Source organism: Actinoallomurus rhizosphaericola (genome assembly GCF_024055675.1).
In the GTDB taxonomy this organism is placed as follows: Bacteria; Actinomycetota; Actinomycetes; order Streptosporangiales; family Streptosporangiaceae; genus Actinoallomurus; species Actinoallomurus soli.
The window spans coordinates 65,647-84,772 of the sequence record NZ_JAMXMW010000007.1; the positions used below are offsets into that span (position 1 = coordinate 65,647).

Sequence of the window (19,126 nt, forward strand, 5' to 3'; positions counted from 1 at the left end):
CCGGAGGCCCCGCCATGCCCCAGCCAGATCGCCGTCGTTTCCTCACCTCCGCCGTGCTCGGCGGTTCCGCCGTCGCCGGGGCCACCGCCCTCGGCTCGCTGGCCCCCGAGGCCGCCTTCGCCGCCGCGCCCAAGATCAAGCTCGACCCGGGCGCCCTCGACCCGAACTTCGCCGAAGGCCGGATCACCGGCATCAGCGGCTCCCTGATCAAGGCCTCCGGATCCGACCGGACCCTGCACCGCATTCACATCACCGACGGCACCAGCATCTGGAAGCTGCACCCGACGACCTTCGACCAGGTCAAGGTGGGTGACGGGTTCTACGCCCGCGGCGTCCGCCTGCCGGACGGCTCGCTGGCCGCGGACGCGATCTGGGTGAACATCGTCAACCTGGACGCGTCGATCGCCGCCATCGAGACCGCGCGTCTCCACCTCGACCACAACGGCAAGCGAGTGATCGGCCACGTGGTCGGCGGCAGGACCGCCGCGGTGTACGGCTCCGCGCCGGCCGTCGCCGACCTGACCCGTCTGCAGGTCGGCAGGCACGTGAAGGTGATCGGCGCCTGGCGGCCCGACACCAACGAGGTGGACATCGCGACCGTCTACTCGGGCGCGTAGCGGGAAGGAGGCGATCTTCCATGGTCGAGTGGCCGGCGTCGGTCCAGCCGTTGTTCGTCGGCGCGACCCTGCTGTGGTCGGGCGGGATCAAGTGTGCCGGCGCGTCCGCCCGCCGCGCCGCCCAGCGGTCCGCGTTGCGGTCGCTGGTCGGCGAGGCACGGGCGCCGATCGCCTACCGGCTGGTCGGCGCGGCGGAACTGGCGCTGGCCGCCGCCCTGCTGCTGCCTCCGGTGTACGCGGGTGAGGCCGTGGCCGCCGCCGTGCTCGCCACCGGGTTCCTCGCGTACCTCGCGTACGCCCGGGTCGTCGCCCCGGGCTCCTCCTGCGGCTGCATGAGCGCGCGTCCCATGCCGGTGACGTGGCGCGGTTTCGCCCGCGCCACGCTGATCCTCGCCGCGGCGCTGCTCGGCACCCGGGCGGGCCCGTGGTGGGACGCGGCGACCGGTCACCCCTGGGCCGCCGGAGCGACGCTCCTCGGCGAGGTCGCGGCGCTGGTCGCGCTGTCGCCGGAGGCGGACCGGCGATGGTTGTACCCGCTGCGACGGCTGCGGGTACGCCTGCGGCACCCGCTCGCCGACCGGTCGTTCGACATGCCCCTGGAGTCCAGTCTCCAGCAGCTTCTGGGCAGCACGGCGTACCGGCAGGTCAGCGGTCTGCTGCGATCCGGGCTGCGGGAGACCTGGGACGAGGAGGACGTCCGGGTGCTCTGCTACACCGCCGAGTACGAGGGACGGCTCGCCACGGCGGTCTTCGCGGTGCCGCTGCGGCACTACCGGCCCGAGGAGATCCGCGTCGCCCTCGTCGACGAGTCGGCCGAGTCGACGCTGCTGGTCCTCGACGGCGCCTGACCCGCGGCCCGTTCCGAGGGTGAGCGCCCTCCGCCCCCGCGGGGGGCGCTCACCGGTCCCGGAGCGGGATCGCGGGTCAGCCGCCCGCCATCGCGCCGACGATCAGGAAGGGCTCGGCGCCCTTCGCGACCGGCTCGGGCAGCGGGGTGTCCGGCGGGTCGTGGGAGAGGTCCCGCTCGCACGCGTAGTAGCGGACGAACGCCCGGCGCCGGAGGGTGCCGTGGTCGCGGATGGTGCCGCGCAGCACCGGATACCGGTCCTCCAGGGCGTCGAGGACGGAGCCGGGCGTCGCCGGCCCGGCGACGTCGAGCCGTACCTCGCCGTCGATCCTGGCGAGGACCTTCAGGTGCGCGGGCAGAACGACACGGATCACGGCAGCGTCTGGACTTCGACGGACAGGACGGCCGGGAGGTCCCGGGCGATCGGCGCCCAGGAGTCCCCGGCGTCGGCCGAGGCGTAGACCTGACCGCCGGTGGTGCCGAAGTAGACGCCGCAGGAGTCGAGTGAATCGACCGCCATCGCGTCGCGGAGCACGTTGACGTAGCAGTGCTCCTGCGGCAGCCCCTTCGTCAGGGGCTCCCAGTCACCGCCGCCCGTCCGGCTGCGGTAGACGCGCAGCCGTCCGTCCGGCGGGTAGTGCTCGGAGTCGCTCTTGATCGGCACGACGTAGACGGTGTCCGGCTCGTGGGCGTGCACCGCGATCGGGAAGCCGAAGTCCGACGGCAGGTCACCGCTGATCTCGTGCCAGGACTCGCCGGCGTCGTCGGTCCGCATGACGTCCCAGTGCTTCTGCATGTACAGGACCTCCGGGCGCGACGGGTGCAGCGCGAGGCGGTGGACGCAGTGGCCGACCTCGGCCTGGGGATCCGGGATGCCGTTGCTGACCAGGCCGCGGTTGATCGGCCGCCAGGTGTCGCCGCCGTCGTCGGTGCGGAACGCACCGGCGGCGGAGATCGCCACGTACATCCGGCGCGCGTCGGACGGGTCGAGGATGATCGTGTGCAGGCACATGCCGCCCGCCCCCGGCTGCCACGACGAGGCGGAGCCGTGGCGGCGCAGTCCGGGCAGTTCCTCCCAGGTTCCCCCGCCGTCCTCCGACCGGAAGATGGCCGCGTCCTCGGCTCCGGCGTAGACGGTGTCCGGGTCGGTCGGTGAGGGCTCCAGGTGCCAGACGCGCGCGAACTCCCAGGGATGCGGCGTCCCGTCGTACCACTGGTGGGTGCCGGTGACGCCGTCGTACTCGAACCGGTTGCCCACCGGCTGCCAGGTCCGACCGCCGTCGTCGGACCGCTGGATCAGCTGCCCGAACCACCCGGAGGACTGGGTGGCGTACAGCCGAGACGGATCGGCGGGGGAACCCGCCATGTGGTAGATCTCCCAGCCGCCGAAGAAGGGACCGCTGACGTCCCACTCCTCCCGGTGGCCGTCCGAGGTGAGGACGAACGCGCCCTTGCGCGTCCCGACCAGTACCCGTACTCCGCTCACGCGCCACTCCTCCGTTTTGGGGGCTTATGTGCTCGGTGACCTGCGGAAGTTCAGGTCGCTCACGGTAGACCAGCGGCACGGGGAAAACTCATCGTTCAGATACGTCGGCGCGTCGGAATACGGGAGCCGATGGCGTCCACGGGCTTTTCGGCCGTCCGATTCTTCTCTCCCTGGCGGGGTAGAGACGGATTCCCTGCTGCACGAGGATCCCCCTGCTGCACGAGGATTCCCCGCCGAACGAGGAGGCCGTGGTTGCGAAGTTTCGGAGTCGAAGAGGAGCTGCTGCTGGTCGCACCGAGCAGCGGCGTCCCGGTCGCGCTCGCCGAGTCCGTCACGCGGGGCGGGGACGAGGACGGGCCGGAGCGTGAGCTGCAGCGGCAGCAGGTCGAGACGGGCACGGACCCGTGTAAGACGCTCGACGAGCTCTCGCGCCAGCTACGGGACCGCCGGAACGCCGCCTCCCAGGCCGCCCGGCGGGCCGGCTCGGAGGTGGCCGCGCTCGCGACCTCGCCGCGGGCCGTCACCCCGTCGACCACTCCCGCGGAGCGCTACCTGCGGATGGCCGAGGAGTACGCCCTCACCGCGCAGGAGCAGCTGACCTGCGGGTGCCACGTCCACGTGAGCATCGAGTCCGAGGACGAGGGCGTGGGGGTGCTGGACCGCGTCCGCCCGTGGCTGGCGCCGCTGCTCGCGATGACCGGGAACTCCCCCTTCTGGCAGGAGCGCGACAGCGGATACGACAGCTATCGGTACCAGGTCTGGGGGCGCTGGCCGTCGGCCGGGCCCACCGAGGCGTTCGGGACGCCCAAGCTCTATCACGAGACCGTACGGTCGATGGTGGAGTCCGGGACGCTGCTGGACGAGGGGATGATCTACTTCGACGCCCGGCTGTCCCGGCACTATCCGACCGTGGAGGTCCGCGTCGCGGACGTGTGCCTGATGGCGGACGACGCCGTGCTGCTCGCCGCGCTCGTCCGGGGGCTGGTGGAGACCGCCGCGCGGGAGTGGCGGGCCGGGCAGCCGCCGGTGCCCGTGCGCACGGAGCTCCTGCGCCTCGCGTCGTGGCGCGCGAGCCGGTCCGGGCTGGCCGGCGACCTGATCCATCCGGTGACGCAGCGCCCCGCCCCGGCCGGCGTGGTGGTCCGCGCGCTGATCGAGCACGTCGCCCCGGCCCTCGTCGACACGGGCGACCTGCAGGCCGTGACCGAGCTGGCCGAGCGGCTGCTGGAGCGGGGCAACGGCGCCGCCCTGCAGCGCCGGGTGCACGAGGAGACCGGCGACCTGTCCGCCGTGGTCAACGCCGCCGTGGCCCGTACGCTCGCGGCCTAGTGAGAGGGCCGCCCCGGTGCGCGGCGCGCACCGGGGCATACCCGGGATCAGGACTCGAAGGCCTCCGGCGGCGGGCAGGAGCAGACCAGGTTCCGGTCGCCGTACGCCTGGTCGATGCGGCGCACCGGCGGCCAGTACTTGTTCTCCCGCAGGGACCGCAGCGGGTAGGCGGCGTCCTCCCGGCTGTAGGAGTGCTTCCAGTCCTCCGTCAGCAGCGACGCGGCGGTGTGGGGGGCGTTCTTCAGCGGGTTGTCGTCCGCGTCGTACTCCCCCGTCGCCACCCGCTCGATCTCCCGGCGGATCTGGATCATGGCGTCGCAGAAGCGGTCCAGCTCGGCGAGGTCCTCGCTCTCCGTGGGCTCGATCATCAGGGTGCCCGAGACGGGGAAGGCCAGGGTCGGCGCGTGCAGCCCGTAGTCGATGAGCCGCTTGGCGACGTCCTCCGCCGTGATCTTGGTCTCCTTGGCGATCTTGCGGAGGTCGATGATGCACTCGTGCGCGACCAGGCCGCCCCGGCCGGTGTAGAGGACCGGGTAGTGCTCCGACAGCCGCTTGGCCACGTAGTTGGCGGCCAGCACCGCGGCCTCGGTCGCGTCGCGCAGCCCGTCCGCGCCCATCATCGCGATGTAGGTCCACGAGATCGGCAGGATGCCCGCCGAGCCCCACGGCGCGGCCGCGATCGGTCCGCTGCCCGTCTCGGGACCGGCCTCGGGCCGGAGCGGGTGGTTGGGCAGGAACGGCACCAGGTGCTCGCGCACGCCCACCGGGCCGACGCCCGGGCCGCCGCCGCCATGCGGGATGCAGAAGGTCTTGTGCAGGTTCAGGTGGGACACGTCCGCGCCGAACTCCCCGAGCCGGGCCAGGCCGACCAGGGCGTTGAGGTTGGCGCCGTCGACGTACACCTGGCCGCCGGCGTCGTGGACGCTCTTGCAGACCTCGGTGATCGTCTCCTCGTAGATGCCGTGGGTCGAGGGGTACGTCACCATGATCGCCGCGAGCCGGTCACGGTGCTTGTCGATCTTGGCGTGCAGGTCGTCGAGGTCGATGTCACCGTGGTCGGTGCTCTTGACGACGACCACGCGCATCCCGGCCATCACCGCGCTCGCGGCGTTCGTGCCGTGCGCGGAGGACGGGATCAGGCAGACGTCACGGTGGCTCTCGCCGCGGGCGGCGTGATAGCCGTGCACCGCGAGGAGGCCGGCCAGCTCGCCCTGGGAGCCGGCGTTCGGCTGCACCGACACCTTCGCGTACCCGGTGATCTCGGCAAGCCACGCCTCCAGCTCCCCGATCAGCGCGACGTAGCCGCGCGCCTGCTCCAGCGGCGCGAACGGGTGGATCTGCGCGAACTCCGGCCAGGTGATCGGCTCCATCTCGGTCGTGGCGTTGAGCTTCATCGTGCAGGAGCCCAGCGGGATCATCGAGCGGTCCAGCGCGATGTCCTTGTCCTGCAGGCGCCGCAGGTAGCGCAGCATCGCCGTCTCCGAGCGGTGCGCGTGGAAGACCGGGTGGTCCAGGTAGCCGCTCTCCCGGCGGAGCGCCGGGGGCAGCTCGGCCTCCGTGGCGACGGACAGGGCCTCCTCCTCGGCCAGGCCGAACGCCCGCCACACCGCGGTCACGTGCCCGTCGGTCGTCGTCTCGTCGCAGGCGATCCCGACGTGGTCGGCGTCCACGAGGCGCAGGTTGACACCGCGTTCGCGCGCCCGGCGCACGATCTCCCCGGCCCGGCCCGGCACCCGGGCGAGCACGGTGTCGAAGAACGTCTCGTGCACGATCTCGGCGCCGAGCGCCGCGAGCCCGCCCGCGAGGCGGACGGCGTGCCCGTGCACCCGCTCGGCGATGCCGCGCAGCCCCTCCGGGCCGTGATAGACGGCGTACATGCTCGCCATGACGGCCAGCAGCACCTGGGCGGTGCAGATGTTGCTCGTGGCCTTCTCCCGGCGGATGTGCTGCTCGCGCGTCTGCAGCGCCAGGCGGTACGCCGGGTCCCCGTCCACGTCGACGGACACGCCGACGAGGCGGCCGGGCAGCTGCCGCTGCAGCCCCTCCCGTACGGCCATGTAACCGGCGTGCGGGCCGCCGAAGCCGTACGGCACGCCGAACCGCTGCGAGGTGCCCACCGCGATGTCCGCGCCGATCTCCCCCGGCGCCCGCAGCAGGGTCAGGGCCAGCAGGTCGGCGGCCACGACCACCTGCGCGCCGCGCTCGTGCGCGGCCTCGGTCACCGGCGCCAGGTCGCGTACGGCGCCGCTCGCCCCGGGATACTGCAGCAGGACCCCGAAGAACTCCCCGTCCGGCAGGCCCCCGGACAGGTCGGCGACGACGACCTCGATCCCCAGCGGCACCGCGCGGGTGCGGATGACCTCGATCGTCTGCGGCAGCGCGTCCGCGTCGACCAGGAAGGTGTCCCCGGCCCTGGCGGCCCGGTGCGCGAGCGTCATCGCCTCGGCCGCCGCCGTGCCCTCGTCCAGCAGGGAGGCGTTGGCGACCGGCAGCCCGGTCAGGTCGCTCACGACGGTCTGGAAGTTCAGCAGCGCCTCGAGACGCCCCTGGGAGATCTCCGGCTGGTACGGCGTGTAGGCGGTGTACCAGCCCGGGTTCTCCAGGACGTTTCGGAGGATCACTCCGGGGGTCACCGTGCCGTAGTAGCCCAGGCCGATCATGGAGGTCAGGACCTGGTTCTGCGCGGCCAGCTCGCGCAGCCGGGCCAGCGCCTCCACCTCGGTCAGCGCAGGGGGCAGGGCGAGGGGCCGGTCGGTGCGGATCGCGGTGGGCACGGCCGCGTCCACGAGGGCTTCGACGCTCGGGAAGCCGACGGCCTCGGCCATCGCGGCGCGTTCGGTGGGGGACGGCCCGATGTGCCGATCGACGAAGGGAACCTCGGTCATTGGGGAGCCTCCTGGTGCGGTGGGTGCGCAGCCACCACCGGGCGGGCCGGTGGCCGGTCTCCCCCTCTGTCAGGTGAACCTGAGAGCTTCACCGCGCCGGGGCGCGGCTTGCACCTTCGGTGAGGCCCGATGTGGAGCACCGGTCCTGCTTTCCAGAGGTGCCTCGCTCATACGGTCCTTTGTGCCTGAGAGGTTCCGGGGAGGGTTGCTCCTTCGGCGCCCCGCACCACGGTGTGCGAGGTCTCTCCCGTACGAGGTCGACGGCTATTCCACCCTACCGGAGGACAAGTCACCCCGTTCCGGTCACGATCATGTACCCCTCCCCCCGGCGCGCATCACCGTGCGACGATGAGCCGTCCCGGCCCCGCGCGGAGGAGACCCATGGACGAGACCTGGCGGCTGATCGAGTGTTGTCACGCGTTCGTCTACTTCGTGCCCGAGACGCGGGACGCCTACGCCGAGGCCGGTCTGACGGGTTTCTGGCGGGGGTACTTCGCCTCACGGGCCGCCGCCCTCGGCACCGCCCCGGCCGAGGTGGTGGCGGCGGCGTTCCACAACTTCGCGCCGCGCATGGTGGCCCGCGCGTTCCCGGACGTCTGGCACCGGTCCTCACCGGAGGCGGTCCTGGCCGCCCGGACGGCCGTCGCCGACCGCGCCCTGCGCCGTCTGGCGGGCGACCTGATCGACGGGCCCGCCGTCGCCGAGGCCGCCGCCCTGGCGGGGCGGGCGGTCGAGGCGACACCCGTCGCGGGCCGCGTCCTGTTCGCGGCGCACGCGGCGCTCCCCCGGCCGGACGAGCCGCACCTGGCCCTGTGGCACGCCGTGACCGCCCTCCGGGAGTTCCGCGGGGACGGGCACGTCGCCGCCCTGCTCACGGCGGGGCTCGACGGCTGTGAGGCGAACGTCCTGGCGGGCGCGCTCGGCCTCACCCCGCCCGCGCAGCGTGACCACCGAGGCTGGACGGAGGAGGAGTGGGCGGCCGCCGCCGGGCGGCTGCGCGCCCGCGGCCTCCTCGGCGACGACGGCGCGCCCACCCCGGAGGGACGCGCGGAGCGGGAGACGATCGAGGACGTCACCGACCGGCTCGCCCGCCCGCCCCTCGACGCCCTCGGCCCGGACGGCGCGGCCCTGCTGACCGGCCTGCTCCGGCCGCTCGCCCGTGCGATCGTCGACGGCGGCGGCATCCCCTTCCCCAACGCGATGGCCATGCCGCGGCCCGCCGCGTCCGTGTAGTGATCCGGCCCGGGACGCCCATCGAGCGGTTATCGGACACCTCCCGAGCGTCCCGGCCGATGAACTGGGAGGATGCACTGCGTGTCCGTGAACGAATCCCCCGGCGCCGACCGTCCGGTACCCGGCAAGTCGCCGCCGTCCACCGGGACGGAGCCCGTGGAAGCGACGGCCCGGTCACACGACGCCGCCGACGGCGTCCGGCCGGCCGCCGAGAACCCGGCGGCCGAGACGACGGCCGAGGAGACGACGGCGACCGAGACCACGGCCCACGAGCGCCCGACGGGCGAGGACCCGGCGGCAGGCCGAGTCCCCGACGAGCCTCCGCCGGCCGAGATTCCGGCCGGCGAGACGACGGCCGGCGGGGGTCCGGCCGTCGGGGGTCCGGCCGGGGAGGTGCGGGTCGAGGAGCCGTCGCTGCCGCGGCGGATCCGACGCCCGTCCGACGCCATCCGCTTCCTGCTGACCGTGGGCTTGATCGGGCTCATCCTGGTGCTGGCCCACATCGCGCGGCACACCACGAGCGGGCTGGCCTCCGACATCGCCAGCGGAACCGAGCGGGCACCGCACCTGCTCCTCACCCTCGCCAACCTGGCGTCCGGCATCGGCGTCCTGGCCGTTCCGGTCGCCTTCGGGGTGGCCCGCGTCATCGGCCGTGACGGGCTGCGGGTGGTGATCGGCGTCGTCGCGGCGGTGGTGGCGCTCGGCGTCTCCCTCGGCCTGGACTCGTGGATGACCGCTGCGGGCATGCGCGACCTCGCCTGGTACCTGACGTGGAAGCGGCACGGCGGATGGTTCCCCGGTCCGGCCCACATCGACCTCACGCCCGTCATCGCCTACGTCACCGCGGTCGGCCTGGGCGGGCGGACCCGCTGGCAGCTCGCGACGTGGGGGGTGATCGGCCTGGACGCCGTCGCGTCCCTCACGACCGGCGCGATCACGCCGCTGGCGGTGCTGACGACCTACCTCATCGGCCGCGCCGTCGGCTACGGCACGCTGTACGCGGTCGGCGCCCCCAACATCCGCCCGCCCGGAGACGCCGTCGTGGCCGCGCTGCGGCGCGTCGGGCTGGCTCCGGTCCGCGCCGCGCGCGTCGCCGCCGGCCCCGAGGACACCCGCCGCTACACGGCGGCGCTCGCCGACGGACGGACCATCGACGTCACGGTGCTGGACCGCGATCAGCAGACGGCCGGCCTGCTGTACCGCCTGTGGCGGCGGGCGCGGCTGCGCGGCGAGATGCCACGCCGTACGATCCGGTCCCTGCGCCGCTCGCTGGAGCAGGAGTCGCTGATGTCCTACGCCACGACGGCGGCGGGCGCGGCGACCCCGCGGTTGCTGGCGACATCGGAGGTGGGCAGTGAGGCCGCCCTGCTCGCCTACGAGCACGTGCCGGGCCGGCTCCTCGCCGACCTGCCGGACGAGGAGCTGACCGACGACCTGCTCGTCGGCGTCTGGACCGAGCTCAAGCTCCTGCAGGACCGCCGCCTCGCGCACCGCCTGCTGGTGAGCGAGAGCATCCTCGTCGACGAGTCCGGGCGGCCGCACCTCGTCGACCTGCGGGGCGGGGAGATCGCCGCCGGCGACCTGGTCCTCCGCGTCGACCTGGCGCAGCTGCTGACCGAGCTGGCGCTGCGCGTCGGCGCCGAGCGGACGGTGCGCACCGCCGCCGCCGTGCTCGGCGCGGACGCCCTCGGCGCGGCGGTGCCGCTGCTGCAGAAGGTCGTGCTCGCCCGCTCGACGAGGAACGCCCTGCGCCGGGACAAGAAGCTGCTGAGCCGGATCCGGGAGCAGATCCGCGTGCTGCGCCCCGAGCTCGTGACGGCGGCCCAGCCGCTGCGGCTCGACCGCTTCCGGCCGCGCACGCTGGTGAGCGTGGTCGCCGGGATGGTCGGCGCGTACCTCCTGCTGTCCCAGCTCGGCAACGTGAACCTGGCCCACCTCGTGACCCACGCCGACTGGCGGTGGTTCGCCGTCGGCGCGCTCGCCTCGGCGGCCAGCTACCTGGCCGCGGCCCTGATGCTGATGGGGTTCGTGCCGGAGCGGCTGCCACTGGGCCGGACGATCCTGGTGCAGCTCGTCGCCTCGTTCATCAAGCTGGTCGCGCCCGCCGCGGTCGGCGGGATCGCGGTGAACACGCGCTACCTCCAGCGGGCGGGCGTGCCGGCCGGCCAGGCCGCCGCGAGCGTCGGCGCCTCACAGCTGACGGGGATGGCCTCCCACATCCTCATGCTGGCGCTCTTCGGCTACATCACCGGCAGCAACTACGGCCCGTCGCTGCCGCCGTCGCGGATCATCATCGTCTCGCTGCTCGGGGCGGCCGTCCTGGCGATCATCCTGTTGTCGGTCGGGCCGCTGCGGCGGCTCGTCGCCGCGCGGATGCGGTCGATGTTCTCCGGGGTGCTGCCGCGCCTGCTGGACGTGCTGCAGTCGCCGAAGAAGCTCGCGACCGGCCTGGGCGGCACGCTCCTGCTCACGGCGGCGTTCGTCGCCTGCCTGGACGCGTCGATCCGCGCCTTCGGCGGCTCGATGAGCCTGACGACCGTCGCGGTGGTGTTCCTGACGGGCAACGCCCTCGGCTCGGCCGCTCCCACGCCGGGCGGGCTCGGCGCCGTGGAGGGCGCGCTGTCGCTGGGGCTCACGCTCGCCGGGCTGCCGGCAGGAACGGCGACCTCGGCGGTGCTGCTGTTCCGGCTGCACACCTTCTGGCTGCCCGTCCTGCCCGGCTGGGCGTCGCTGTCCTACCTCCAGCGCAAAGAGGCGATCTGACCCTCACCCGGTCGATTCGCCCCTGGCCCGGCCGGAGCCGACCGCCGGCCGCCGCGCCGGCCGCCGGCGGTCAGGACGGGTCGGGCACGCGTTCGCCGGCGGGAGGCGGGCCGGGCGGGGTGCCGTCGCCAAAGGGCCGGCCGCCCAGCTCCTCCCGCCCGTGCGGCGTCAGCCAGCCGCGCGGATCCGGGCCGACCGCGACGATCCTGGTCGGGTTGATCTCGTGGTGGACGTAGTAGTAGTGCCGCCTGATGTGGTCGAAGTCCACCGTGTCGCCGAAGCCGGGGGTCTGGAAGAGGTCGCGGGCGTACGCCCACAGGACCGGCAGCTCGGTCAGCTTGCTGCGGTTGCACTTGAAGTGGCCGTGGTAGACGGCGTCGAACCGCACCAGCGTGACGAACAGCCGGATGTCGGCCTCGGTGATCGTGTCGCCGACCAGATAGCGGCGGGTCTCCAGCCGCTCGGACAGGGCGTCCAGCCGCTCGAACAGCCGCCGGACGTGCCCCTCGTACCCCTCCTGGTCCCGGGAGAAGCCGGCCATGTAGACGCCGTTGTTGACGTCACGGAACACCTCGGCGTTGACGGCGTCGATCTCGTCCCGCAGCCGCTCGGGGTATAGGTCCGGCGCGCCGGGCCGGTGGTGGGCGGTCCACTCGGTGGACAGGTCCAGCGTGATCTGCCCGTAGTCGTTCGTGACGAGCCGCCCGCTGGGCACGTCGACGATCGCCGGGACGCTCACGCCACCGTCGTAGCCGGGCTCGGCCTTCTCGTACGCCTCGGACAGGAAGCGGATGCCGAGGACCGGGTCACGGTCGCCGGGGTCGAGCGTGAACCGCCAGCTGCGCTCGTCCTGGATCGGGTCGACGACCCCGATGGAGATCGCGTCCTCCAGGCCCAGGAGCCGGCGGACGATCAGCGCGCGGCTCGCCCAGGGGCAGGCGCGGCTGACCACCAGGCGGTACCGGCCGGGCTCCACCGGCCACGGCGAGGAGCCGTCGGCGGTGATGCGGTCGGTGAAGTGGCTCGGCGACCGGGTGAACTCCTTGTCGTCCTGCTGCCGGGTGGGGCTCAAGGCACTCGCTCTCGGTGAACTCGGGGGGATCAGCGGTCCGGGGTCGGCGAGACCGGGATCAGCCGGTCTTGCGCACCCGCCGGCGGCGGGCCAGCTCGTCGTGCGGGCTGTCACCGCCCGCGTGCGCGCGTTCGGCCGGCATCTCCGCGAGGCTGCCCTCGACCTCCTGCCACACCCGTCCCAGCGCGATTCCGAACACTCCCTGGCCGCCCTGCACGAGATCGACGACCTCGTCGGGCGACGTGCACTCATAGACGCTCACGCCGTCGCTCATCAGGGTGATCTGCGCCAGGTCGTGCACTCCGCGGTCGCGCAGGTGCTCCACGGCGGTGCGTATCTGCTGCAGGGAGACTCCGGTGTCCAGCAACCGCTTCACGACCTTCAGCACCAGGATGTCGCGGAAGCTGTACAGACGCTGGGACCCCGAACCATGGGCGGAACGCACGCTGGGCACGACCAGCTCCGTGCGCGCCCAGTAGTCGAGCTGGCGGTAGCTGATGCCCGCCGCGGCGCATGCCGTTGGACCGCGGAACCCGACGTCGTCGGGCAGGGGCGACACGCTCCCGCCGAACAGGAGACCTTGCTCCCCGGCGCGTTGAGACGCATCGTGCCTTTCGCGGGCCGCCTTGCCCTCGCCGCTGCTTGCCGCCACGCGGACCTCCGGCTCTATCATCCCGCAGCGATCCACCAAGGGGGTTTGACGGAATTACGCCGCAGGTGTTCAAGCAGCACGGTAGGTCGCGGCCCCTGCAGGGTCAACGTTCGCGGTCGGCGCGTCGCAGCCAACGCAAAACGCTACGACGTCGTCTAAACCCCATATTCATCGCTATCGGCGGCACCTACCCACGTAGTGACGCTCTTCGCGGCATGAAGGTTCCCGTGAAGCCGGACGGAACTTTTCCTCCGGGATTACGATCCTGCTACCGAGAGGAACAGCCCAGGCGGGCACCGGTGAGCGCAAGAGCACGGCGCAATCGCAGGCGGGCGGAGACCGGTCTCCGCACCATGGCGAGGAGACCTCTCAGACGCGAGGGACGCCGCTCAGGTGGCGCGGCCGAAGTCCTCGGGCGAGATCGTGTCCAGGAACTCCCGGAACTTCTCGACCTCGTCCTCCTGCTCGTCGGGGATCGCCACGCCCGCCTCGTCCAGAACGTCCTCACTGGCGAAGATCGACGCACCGGTGCGCAGCGCCAGGGCGATGGAGTCCGAAGGACGGGCGCTGACCTCCGCGCCGTTGGAGAAGACCAGGTCCGCGAAGAAGATGCCCTCTCGCAGCGCCGTGATGTTCACCGTCCGCAACTGGACGTCGAACGCCTCCAGCACGTCCCGGAACAGGTCGTGGGTGAGCGGGCGCGCCGGCAGCACCCCCTGCTGGGCGAAGGCGATCGCGGTGGCCTCCACCGCGCCGATCCAGATCGGCAGGTAACGGTCGCCGTCGGTCTCCTTCAGCAGCACGATGGGCTGGTTGGAGGGCATCTCGACCCGTACGCCGACGACCTCCATCTGCTTCACAGCGGCTCCCTGCTGAGACGGCTACCCGAAACCCTTGTAGCCAACGTACACCCGAGTCGCACCGAGCCGGGGAGCGGAGGACGGGTCAGGACGCCGATCTCAGGGATCGAGTCCCTCCCGCAACCCGGTCGAGACCAGGGCGGCGTGCAGCTTCAGCGACAACGCCGCGATCTCACGCGCCGTCTCGGCCGCGCGCTCCCGCGCGCCGGGGCTGCGCTGTCGCATGGCGGGCGCCACCGCCGCCTCGATCAGGCCGACCTCCCGGTCCGCCGCGCCCTTCACCGCGCGCAGGTGCCGCGCCTCGAAGCCGAAGGACCGCAGCGCCGCCGCCGCCCGGGCGATCGTGAGCGCGTCCCGGTCGTAGTGGCCGCCGTTGCGGCGGACGAGGCCGAACTCCTCCAGGTCGGTCAGCGCGTCCGCGTCGATGCCGGCCGCGTCCATGAGCTGCCTGCGCGTCAGCCGTACCTCGGCGTTCTCCTCCGCCGTGCTGTCGGCCGCGACGAGGCTCCGCGGCGCGCGCCGGCGTCCGGCCAGGGGAGGCGGCTCCAGTCCGCGATCGGCGGCGTCCAGGTGCTCCTTGATGACTCGCAGGGGCAGGTAGTGGTCACGCTGGGCCGCCAGGATGAACCGGAGCCGCTCGGCGTCCGCCGGGGCGAACTTCCGGTACCCGGACGGCGTCCGCTCCGGCTCGATCAGCCCCTCCGCCTCCAGAAAGCGGATCTTCGAGACCGTGATGTCCGGGAACTCGGCGGACAGCAGGCCGAGCACCTCGCCGATCGTCATGTACGCACGGGCCGCGGACGGACTCATCTCCACCCCCGCTCCGACGGCGCACGGCCCTGCGCGCCGTCGCCCGGCGTCCGGGCGCCCGCCCGGCGCCCGTCGCTCACGGCGTCCACGGGCGCGCGTGCTCCGCGCGCCCTCCCGGCCTCGACCACTGCGCCTCCGCCTCCGTCACAGCCCTCCCGCCGGCCGGCCATCGCCCCTTCCCTCGGCGGCGAACTGCGGGTTGGTGAGGAACACCAGCCGGAACTTGCCGATCTGGACCTCGTCACCGCCGGACAGACCGGCCTCGTCGATCCGCTCCCGGTTGACGTAGGTACCGTTCAGGCTGCCGACGTCGCGTACGGAGAACTGCGCGCCCCTGCGGTAGAACTCGGCATGGCGGCGGGACACGGTGACATCGTCGAGGAAGATGTCGCTCTCGGGGTGACGGCCCGCCGTGGTCCGGTCGCTGTCGAGCAGGAACCTGCTTCCGGCGTTCGGCCCACGCTTCACCACCAGCAGCGCGGTGTCGGGCGGCAGCGCCTCGACCGCCATCTGGTCCGGAGACAGCTCCTCGCCCGGCTCGACGTCCGGGATCGCGCCGAGCGAGATCGTCGACGTCGAGTCCCCCGGCTCGCCCGGAACCGGCGGCGCCGCGCTACGGGAGAGCGGGGTTCCGCACTGCGAGCAGAAGTTGGCATTCTCCGGATTGGCGTGACCACACTGCGTGCAGTAGACGCTCGGCATTTATCGGCTCGGCCTCCTACCTATGGCCTCGGGTCTGCCTCTGGCACCGTACGGCACGGAGGTCGAGCACTGATGACACCGTCGGCACCGTACCTTCGGTCGGCCTCAGCACACCATCCCCCCTCCAAGCACCGCCGGTCATGGCGCTCTCAGTCCCTCGTCCGCCACGTCGGCGGTTGCCGCAACTTACGCGGCAATGACCGAGGGGTCAACCACGACAAGAGTCCTGTCTTCCCACGCTACATTCGACAGTGATCGTCGGTCCACGCCGCCGCGCTGTGAAGCTCCGGCGCGCGGCCGGCGCGGCCGCCGCCACGGTCTACGGCGACCGTACCGCACGGATCACGATCCGCTGTTCCTGAGTCACGTTCCCCCGCGCGCCGTCATTGCGCAGCGTCTGCAGCACGCCGCCCGGAATGTTCAGCGCCGTCGCGAGTGTGTGCGGATCGCCGATCACGAGGAAGACGTACGGCCGCGACAGGATCTGCCCGTCGGCGACGACACCGCCGGACGCCGCGTCGGCGAAGTAGGTGCTGACTCCGACGCGCACGTCGCCGACCTGGATCACCTCGGCTCCCGCGTCGCGCAGTTCCTCCAGCGCGTCGAGGAGGTCCTCCGCCCGCAGCCGGCCCCGCGGGTCGTCGATCGTCAGCCGGATGCCGGGACCCGCCGCCGGCAACGTCCCGGCGAGCATCCCGTACGTCGCGGCGCGCTTCCGCGCGTCCTCGACCGCGGTCTGGCCCTGCGTGTCGCGTTCGAGGCCGGCCTTGGTGTTCTCCAGGTCGCGGATGTCGCCGCGCAGCCGCTCCGAACGCTGCGACAGGTCGCCCAGGATGCCCACCAGCTCGTCCTGCCGGGCCGTCGCGAACTTCGTGCTCCGGTCGTTGGACCGGACCTCGGCCGTGACGGCGAACCCGAGCACCGCGCACAGCACCCCGATCAGGAGCCGCCCGGCGAGCCGCCGTCCAGTCCCCCGGCGCGCCTCCCCGACGTCGCGCTCCTCCGGCGCGACGTCCTGCCCTTCCGGCTCGCTCATGCCTGGAACAGCTTTCGGCGGATGGCGGCGACGTTGGAGAAGATCCGGATGCCGAGGACGACGACCACGCCCGTGGACAGCTGCGACCCCACGCCGAGCTGGTCGCCGAAGAAGACGATCAGCACGGCGATGATCGTGTTGCTGAGGAACGAGACGACGAACACCTTCTCGTCGAAGACGCCGTCGAGGCGGGCGCGCAGGCCGCCGAACATCGCGTCCAGCGCGGCCACGATCGCGATGGGCAGGTACGGCTGCAGCCACAACGGCACGTCGGGATGGAAGAAGAGGCCGAGGGCGATCCCCGCCACCAGGCCGGCCAGGGCGATCACTTCGACGGCACCTCCCCCGCGTAGCGGAGCGTGGGGGCCGGTGCGGCGGGGAGTCGCACGCTGTCCTCCTGGTGGATGTCGAAGCGGATGCCGAACGCGGTCTTGAGGGTACGGAACGATCGTGCGGCCGGGGAACCGGCGAACGACCCGTTCAGAGCGCCCGGGTCGCCGAGGGCGGTGACGGTGTACGGCCGGGACAGCGGCCGGTAGTCGACGAGGATGGCGTCGCCGGCGAAGCGGATCGCGGTCGTGGCGGCGATCCGCTGCCCGTTCACGGCGACGGCGGTCGCGCCGGCCGCCCAGAGCGCGTTGACGAGCCGTTGCATGTCCTGGTCGGAGACCCGGCCGGCCTGCGGGTCCCCGCGGGTGCGCGAGTCGTCGAGGACGACGGTCAGTCCGGGGCCGTGGACGGGGCCGGCCGCGGCGGCCGCGGCCAGCCCGTCCATCTCCCGGCGCGCGGTCCGGCCGGCGTCGCTGCGGGCCAGGGCGGCCCTGCGAAGTGCGTCGGTCTGGCCGCGAAGCCGGTCGGCCTGCCGCTGCAGCCCGTCGTCCTCCCCGGTCCGCTGTTCGATCTGGCTGAGGAGGGCTCGGCGCTGACGCTGGGCGACCGGCTCGCCGCGGCGTACCTGGACCACGGCGACGGCCCCGAGCAGGCCGATGATGAGGGTGCCGGCGAGCAGCCGCGCCCATCGGCCCGCGCGGCCGCGCCGGTCGCCGCTCGCGGCGCGCCGGGCCGCGGCGGCCTCGTAGCCGGGATCGAGGTCCTTGCCGGCCAGCAGGTCGGCGAGCAGCGACATCGAGGCGTCAGGCCGGTTCCAGCGCGTCCCCCGTTCGGTCATCCGGACATTCTCCCAAGACCGTGGTACCGGCCGGACCCTGGGCATCACGCCTGATCGGTGGCGTTTCACAGCGAACTCTTAGGAAACGTGCACAGCCTTCGCAGAAACGGGCGGTGAACTGGTTCCCATGCGCAGCAGGGCAGGGGGAGCTATGGGGGAACAGGTGGGCGCGGTGCCGCTCATGCGGCTGCCGATCAGCGGTTGGGCGGTGCGGATCGGCCGGGCCGCCGCCGATCGCGTCGCGCTCGAGATGTACGAGGGGCTGCGGCTGGCCGACGTCTGCGTGGCGACCCCGGTCTCACTGTCGGTCCTGCGCGGCGCCTGGCGCAATCCGCGGGGGGCCGCGGGTTGGGCGCTGGCCTGGGGGCAGCTGCCCGCGGGCGTGTCCGTGGTGACCGCGGAGTTCACGGGGTCGGGCCGCACGCCGGTCATCAGCCGCGTGCCCGCGGTCGTCATCGAGCGGGCGTACTGGGTGGCGGAGGTCGCCGGGGACTTCGCGGGGGTCACCGTGCACGCCGGGCCGGCACTGGTGTCCGGCCGGCTCCGCCGCTCCCGCGGCCGCTAGGTGCCGCGCATTCCACGATGACCGTGGGAGTCACTGCCTGACCGAGTTACCGACGTCAGTTTGTTGTGACGTCGTCTGAGAGCTTGCGGCGGGAGCGGGGCGAGCTGTGACCTTCGCTCGATATCTCCCCGGTGTGATGCCGAACTCCCTTTCAAAGGCGTGGGAGAGTGCGTACGGGCTGCTGTAGCCGACTCGGCCGGCGATGGTGGCCAGGGTTTCCGGGGTGTCGCGGAGCAGAGTGGCGGCAAGCATCACGCGCCACCACGTGAGGTAAGCCATCGGAGGGCGGCCGACCAGGGCGGTGAAGCGGCGTGCCAGGGTGGGACGGGAGACGCCCGCCTCCGCGGCCAGGCGGTCGATGGTCCATGGCGCGGCCGGTTTAGAGTGCATCGCCCGCAGGGCGGCGGCCGTCACCGAGTCACCCAGTGCGGTGGGCCAGGCTCCGCTGGTGGCCTCGGTCATCCACGAACGGATCATGTAGACGAGGAGGAGGTCGAGCAGGCTCGGGAGGGCCACGCAGGAGCCGGGCTGCACCTCGTCCAACTCGCCGGTGAGCAGATCGATCGCCGCCCGGAGTTCGAGGTGGCTGCCTACTCGGCTGGGAAGGTGGACGACCTCGGGCAGCTCAGCCATGAGCGGGTGCATGCGGCTGCAGTCGAGCCAGTACTTGCCGCAGAGCAGCTCCGTCCCGTCACGACCAGGCCGGGCTTGCGGCCCTGTCCCCGCCAGCCATTGTTCGAACGGTACCGCCTTCTCCTCCGCGACCGCCGCGTCGATGGGGGAATCGGCGATCACATGGCCTGTGCCATGAGGCAGCAGCACCGCGTCGCCCACGCCGAGCGTCACCAGGGTGCCGCCGTCGGTCAGCAGCCAACTGCTTCCCTTCACGACGACGTAGAAGCCCGCGCCATCGTAAGGGTCCAGCCTCGCGCACCAGCTCCCGCTCGCCCGCACCCGGTGAAACCAGGGGTGCCCGAGGTGGGCGGCAGAGATCGCGTCGCTCACCACATCCATTCGCCCAGGTTATCTCCCGCATCATGCGTGAGACGGATTCGTATCTTTTCGACCTTGTCGCGTATCGAAAGGATCGTTCGGTGTTCT

General features: G+C 72.6%; 18 protein-coding genes and 1 riboswitch. Of the genes, 6 read left to right on the top strand and 12 right to left on the bottom strand.

The window, feature by feature from the left end; translation table 11 throughout:
* Nucleotides 1-14: 14 nt before the first annotated feature.
* The gene (locus tag NE234_RS17645; protein WP_252781396.1) at nucleotides 15-617 is read left to right on the top strand and encodes a cell wall protein; all 603 of its coding nucleotides are present in this window, start codon (nucleotides 15-17) and stop codon (nucleotides 615-617) included.
* Between the two features lie 20 nt (nucleotides 618-637).
* Nucleotides 638-1,465: a MauE/DoxX family redox-associated membrane protein gene (locus NE234_RS17650; protein WP_252781397.1), complete on the top strand. Its 828-nt coding sequence runs from the start codon at nucleotides 638-640 to the stop codon at nucleotides 1,463-1,465.
* 76 nt (nucleotides 1,466-1,541) lie between these two features.
* Here NE234_RS17650 and NE234_RS17655 read toward each other — a convergent pair whose 3' ends face one another.
* Together NE234_RS17655 and NE234_RS17660 are read right to left on the bottom strand one after the other, a co-directional pair.
* Nucleotides 1,542-1,838 (bottom strand): MoaD/ThiS family protein, encoded by a 297-nt coding sequence (locus NE234_RS17655; RefSeq protein ID WP_252781398.1) that lies wholly within the window; start codon nucleotides 1,836-1,838, stop codon nucleotides 1,542-1,544.
* Nucleotides 1,835-2,950, bottom strand: coding sequence for a WD40/YVTN/BNR-like repeat-containing protein (locus NE234_RS17660; RefSeq protein ID WP_252781399.1), 1,116 nt, complete (start codon nucleotides 2,948-2,950; stop codon nucleotides 1,835-1,837). Before NE234_RS17660 ends, NE234_RS17655 begins: the two co-directional genes overlap by 4 nt.
* A 252-nt stretch (nucleotides 2,951-3,202) precedes the next feature.
* On the opposite strand from NE234_RS17660, the gene NE234_RS17665 reads away from it, so the two are divergent.
* Entirely contained in the window at nucleotides 3,203-4,279 is a 1,077-nt protein-coding gene (locus tag NE234_RS17665) for a carboxylate-amine ligase (protein WP_252781400.1), read from the top strand.
* A gap of 47 nt (nucleotides 4,280-4,326) precedes the next feature.
* Here NE234_RS17665 and gcvP read toward each other — a convergent pair whose 3' ends face one another.
* Complete coding sequence (gene gcvP / locus NE234_RS17670; RefSeq protein ID WP_252781401.1) at nucleotides 4,327-7,164, bottom strand: aminomethyl-transferring glycine dehydrogenase; 2,838 nt, start codon at nucleotides 7,162-7,164, stop codon at nucleotides 4,327-4,329.
* Nucleotides 7,165-7,326: 162 nt separating this feature from the next.
* A riboswitch (glycine riboswitch) is annotated at nucleotides 7,327-7,424 on the bottom strand.
* Nucleotides 7,425-7,545: 121 nt separating this feature from the next.
* On the opposite strand from gcvP, the gene NE234_RS17675 reads away from it, so the two are divergent.
* Both NE234_RS17675 and NE234_RS17680 read left to right on the top strand, forming a co-directional pair.
* The gene (locus NE234_RS17675; RefSeq protein ID WP_252781402.1) at nucleotides 7,546-8,397 is read left to right on the top strand and encodes an SCO6745 family protein; all 852 of its coding nucleotides are present in this window, start codon (nucleotides 7,546-7,548) and stop codon (nucleotides 8,395-8,397) included.
* An 81-nt stretch (nucleotides 8,398-8,478) separates the two neighbouring features.
* Nucleotides 8,479-11,160 (top strand): lysylphosphatidylglycerol synthase transmembrane domain-containing protein, encoded by a 2,682-nt coding sequence (locus NE234_RS17680; protein ID WP_252781403.1) that lies wholly within the window; start codon nucleotides 8,479-8,481, stop codon nucleotides 11,158-11,160.
* A 70-nt stretch (nucleotides 11,161-11,230) separates the two neighbouring features.
* On the opposite strand, the gene NE234_RS17685 is transcribed toward NE234_RS17680, so the two are convergent.
* The 8 genes from NE234_RS17685 to NE234_RS17720 form a co-directional block, all read right to left on the bottom strand.
* Nucleotides 11,231-12,232: a glutathione S-transferase family protein gene (locus NE234_RS17685; RefSeq protein WP_252781404.1), complete on the bottom strand. Its 1,002-nt coding sequence runs from the start codon at nucleotides 12,230-12,232 to the stop codon at nucleotides 11,231-11,233.
* Between the two features lie 58 nt (nucleotides 12,233-12,290).
* A complete protein-coding gene (locus NE234_RS17690; protein WP_252781405.1) occupies nucleotides 12,291-12,884 on the bottom strand; it encodes a MerR family transcriptional regulator in 594 nt (197 codons plus the stop codon).
* A gap of 389 nt (nucleotides 12,885-13,273) precedes the next feature.
* Nucleotides 13,274-13,744: a bifunctional nuclease family protein gene (locus tag NE234_RS17695; RefSeq protein WP_252781406.1), complete on the bottom strand. Its 471-nt coding sequence runs from the start codon at nucleotides 13,742-13,744 to the stop codon at nucleotides 13,274-13,276.
* A 99-nt stretch (nucleotides 13,745-13,843) separates the two neighbouring features.
* Nucleotides 13,844-14,527 (bottom strand): transcriptional regulator FtsR, encoded by a 684-nt coding sequence (gene ftsR, locus NE234_RS17700; protein WP_252781407.1) that lies wholly within the window; start codon nucleotides 14,525-14,527, stop codon nucleotides 13,844-13,846.
* Nucleotides 14,528-14,698: 171 nt separating this feature from the next.
* Nucleotides 14,699-15,256, bottom strand: coding sequence for an FHA domain-containing protein (locus tag NE234_RS17705; protein WP_252781408.1), 558 nt, complete (start codon nucleotides 15,254-15,256; stop codon nucleotides 14,699-14,701).
* A gap of 319 nt (nucleotides 15,257-15,575) precedes the next feature.
* Nucleotides 15,576-16,292 (bottom strand): DUF881 domain-containing protein, encoded by a 717-nt coding sequence (locus tag NE234_RS17710; protein ID WP_252781409.1) that lies wholly within the window; start codon nucleotides 16,290-16,292, stop codon nucleotides 15,576-15,578.
* A complete protein-coding gene (locus NE234_RS17715; RefSeq protein WP_252781410.1) occupies nucleotides 16,289-16,621 on the bottom strand; it encodes a small basic family protein in 333 nt (110 codons plus the stop codon). The genes NE234_RS17710 and NE234_RS17715 overlap by 4 nt, the downstream gene beginning before the upstream one ends.
* Nucleotides 16,618-17,460 carry a DUF881 domain-containing protein gene (locus tag NE234_RS17720; protein WP_252781411.1) on the bottom strand — a complete coding sequence of 281 codons (843 nt, stop codon included), beginning with the start codon at nucleotides 17,458-17,460 and terminating at the stop codon, nucleotides 16,618-16,620. The genes NE234_RS17715 and NE234_RS17720 overlap by 4 nt, the downstream gene beginning before the upstream one ends.
* Nucleotides 17,461-17,611: 151 nt before the next feature.
* Between NE234_RS17720 and NE234_RS17725 the strand changes: the two genes are divergently transcribed.
* Nucleotides 17,612-18,025, top strand: a complete 414-nt coding sequence (locus NE234_RS17725; protein ID WP_252781412.1) for a hypothetical protein — start codon at nucleotides 17,612-17,614, stop codon at nucleotides 18,023-18,025.
* Nucleotides 18,026-18,055: 30 nt separating this feature from the next.
* Here NE234_RS17725 and NE234_RS17730 read toward each other — a convergent pair whose 3' ends face one another.
* Complete coding sequence (locus tag NE234_RS17730) at nucleotides 18,056-19,039, bottom strand: AraC family transcriptional regulator (protein WP_252781413.1); 984 nt, start codon at nucleotides 19,037-19,039, stop codon at nucleotides 18,056-18,058.
* Between the last annotated feature and the right edge of the window lie 87 nt (nucleotides 19,040-19,126).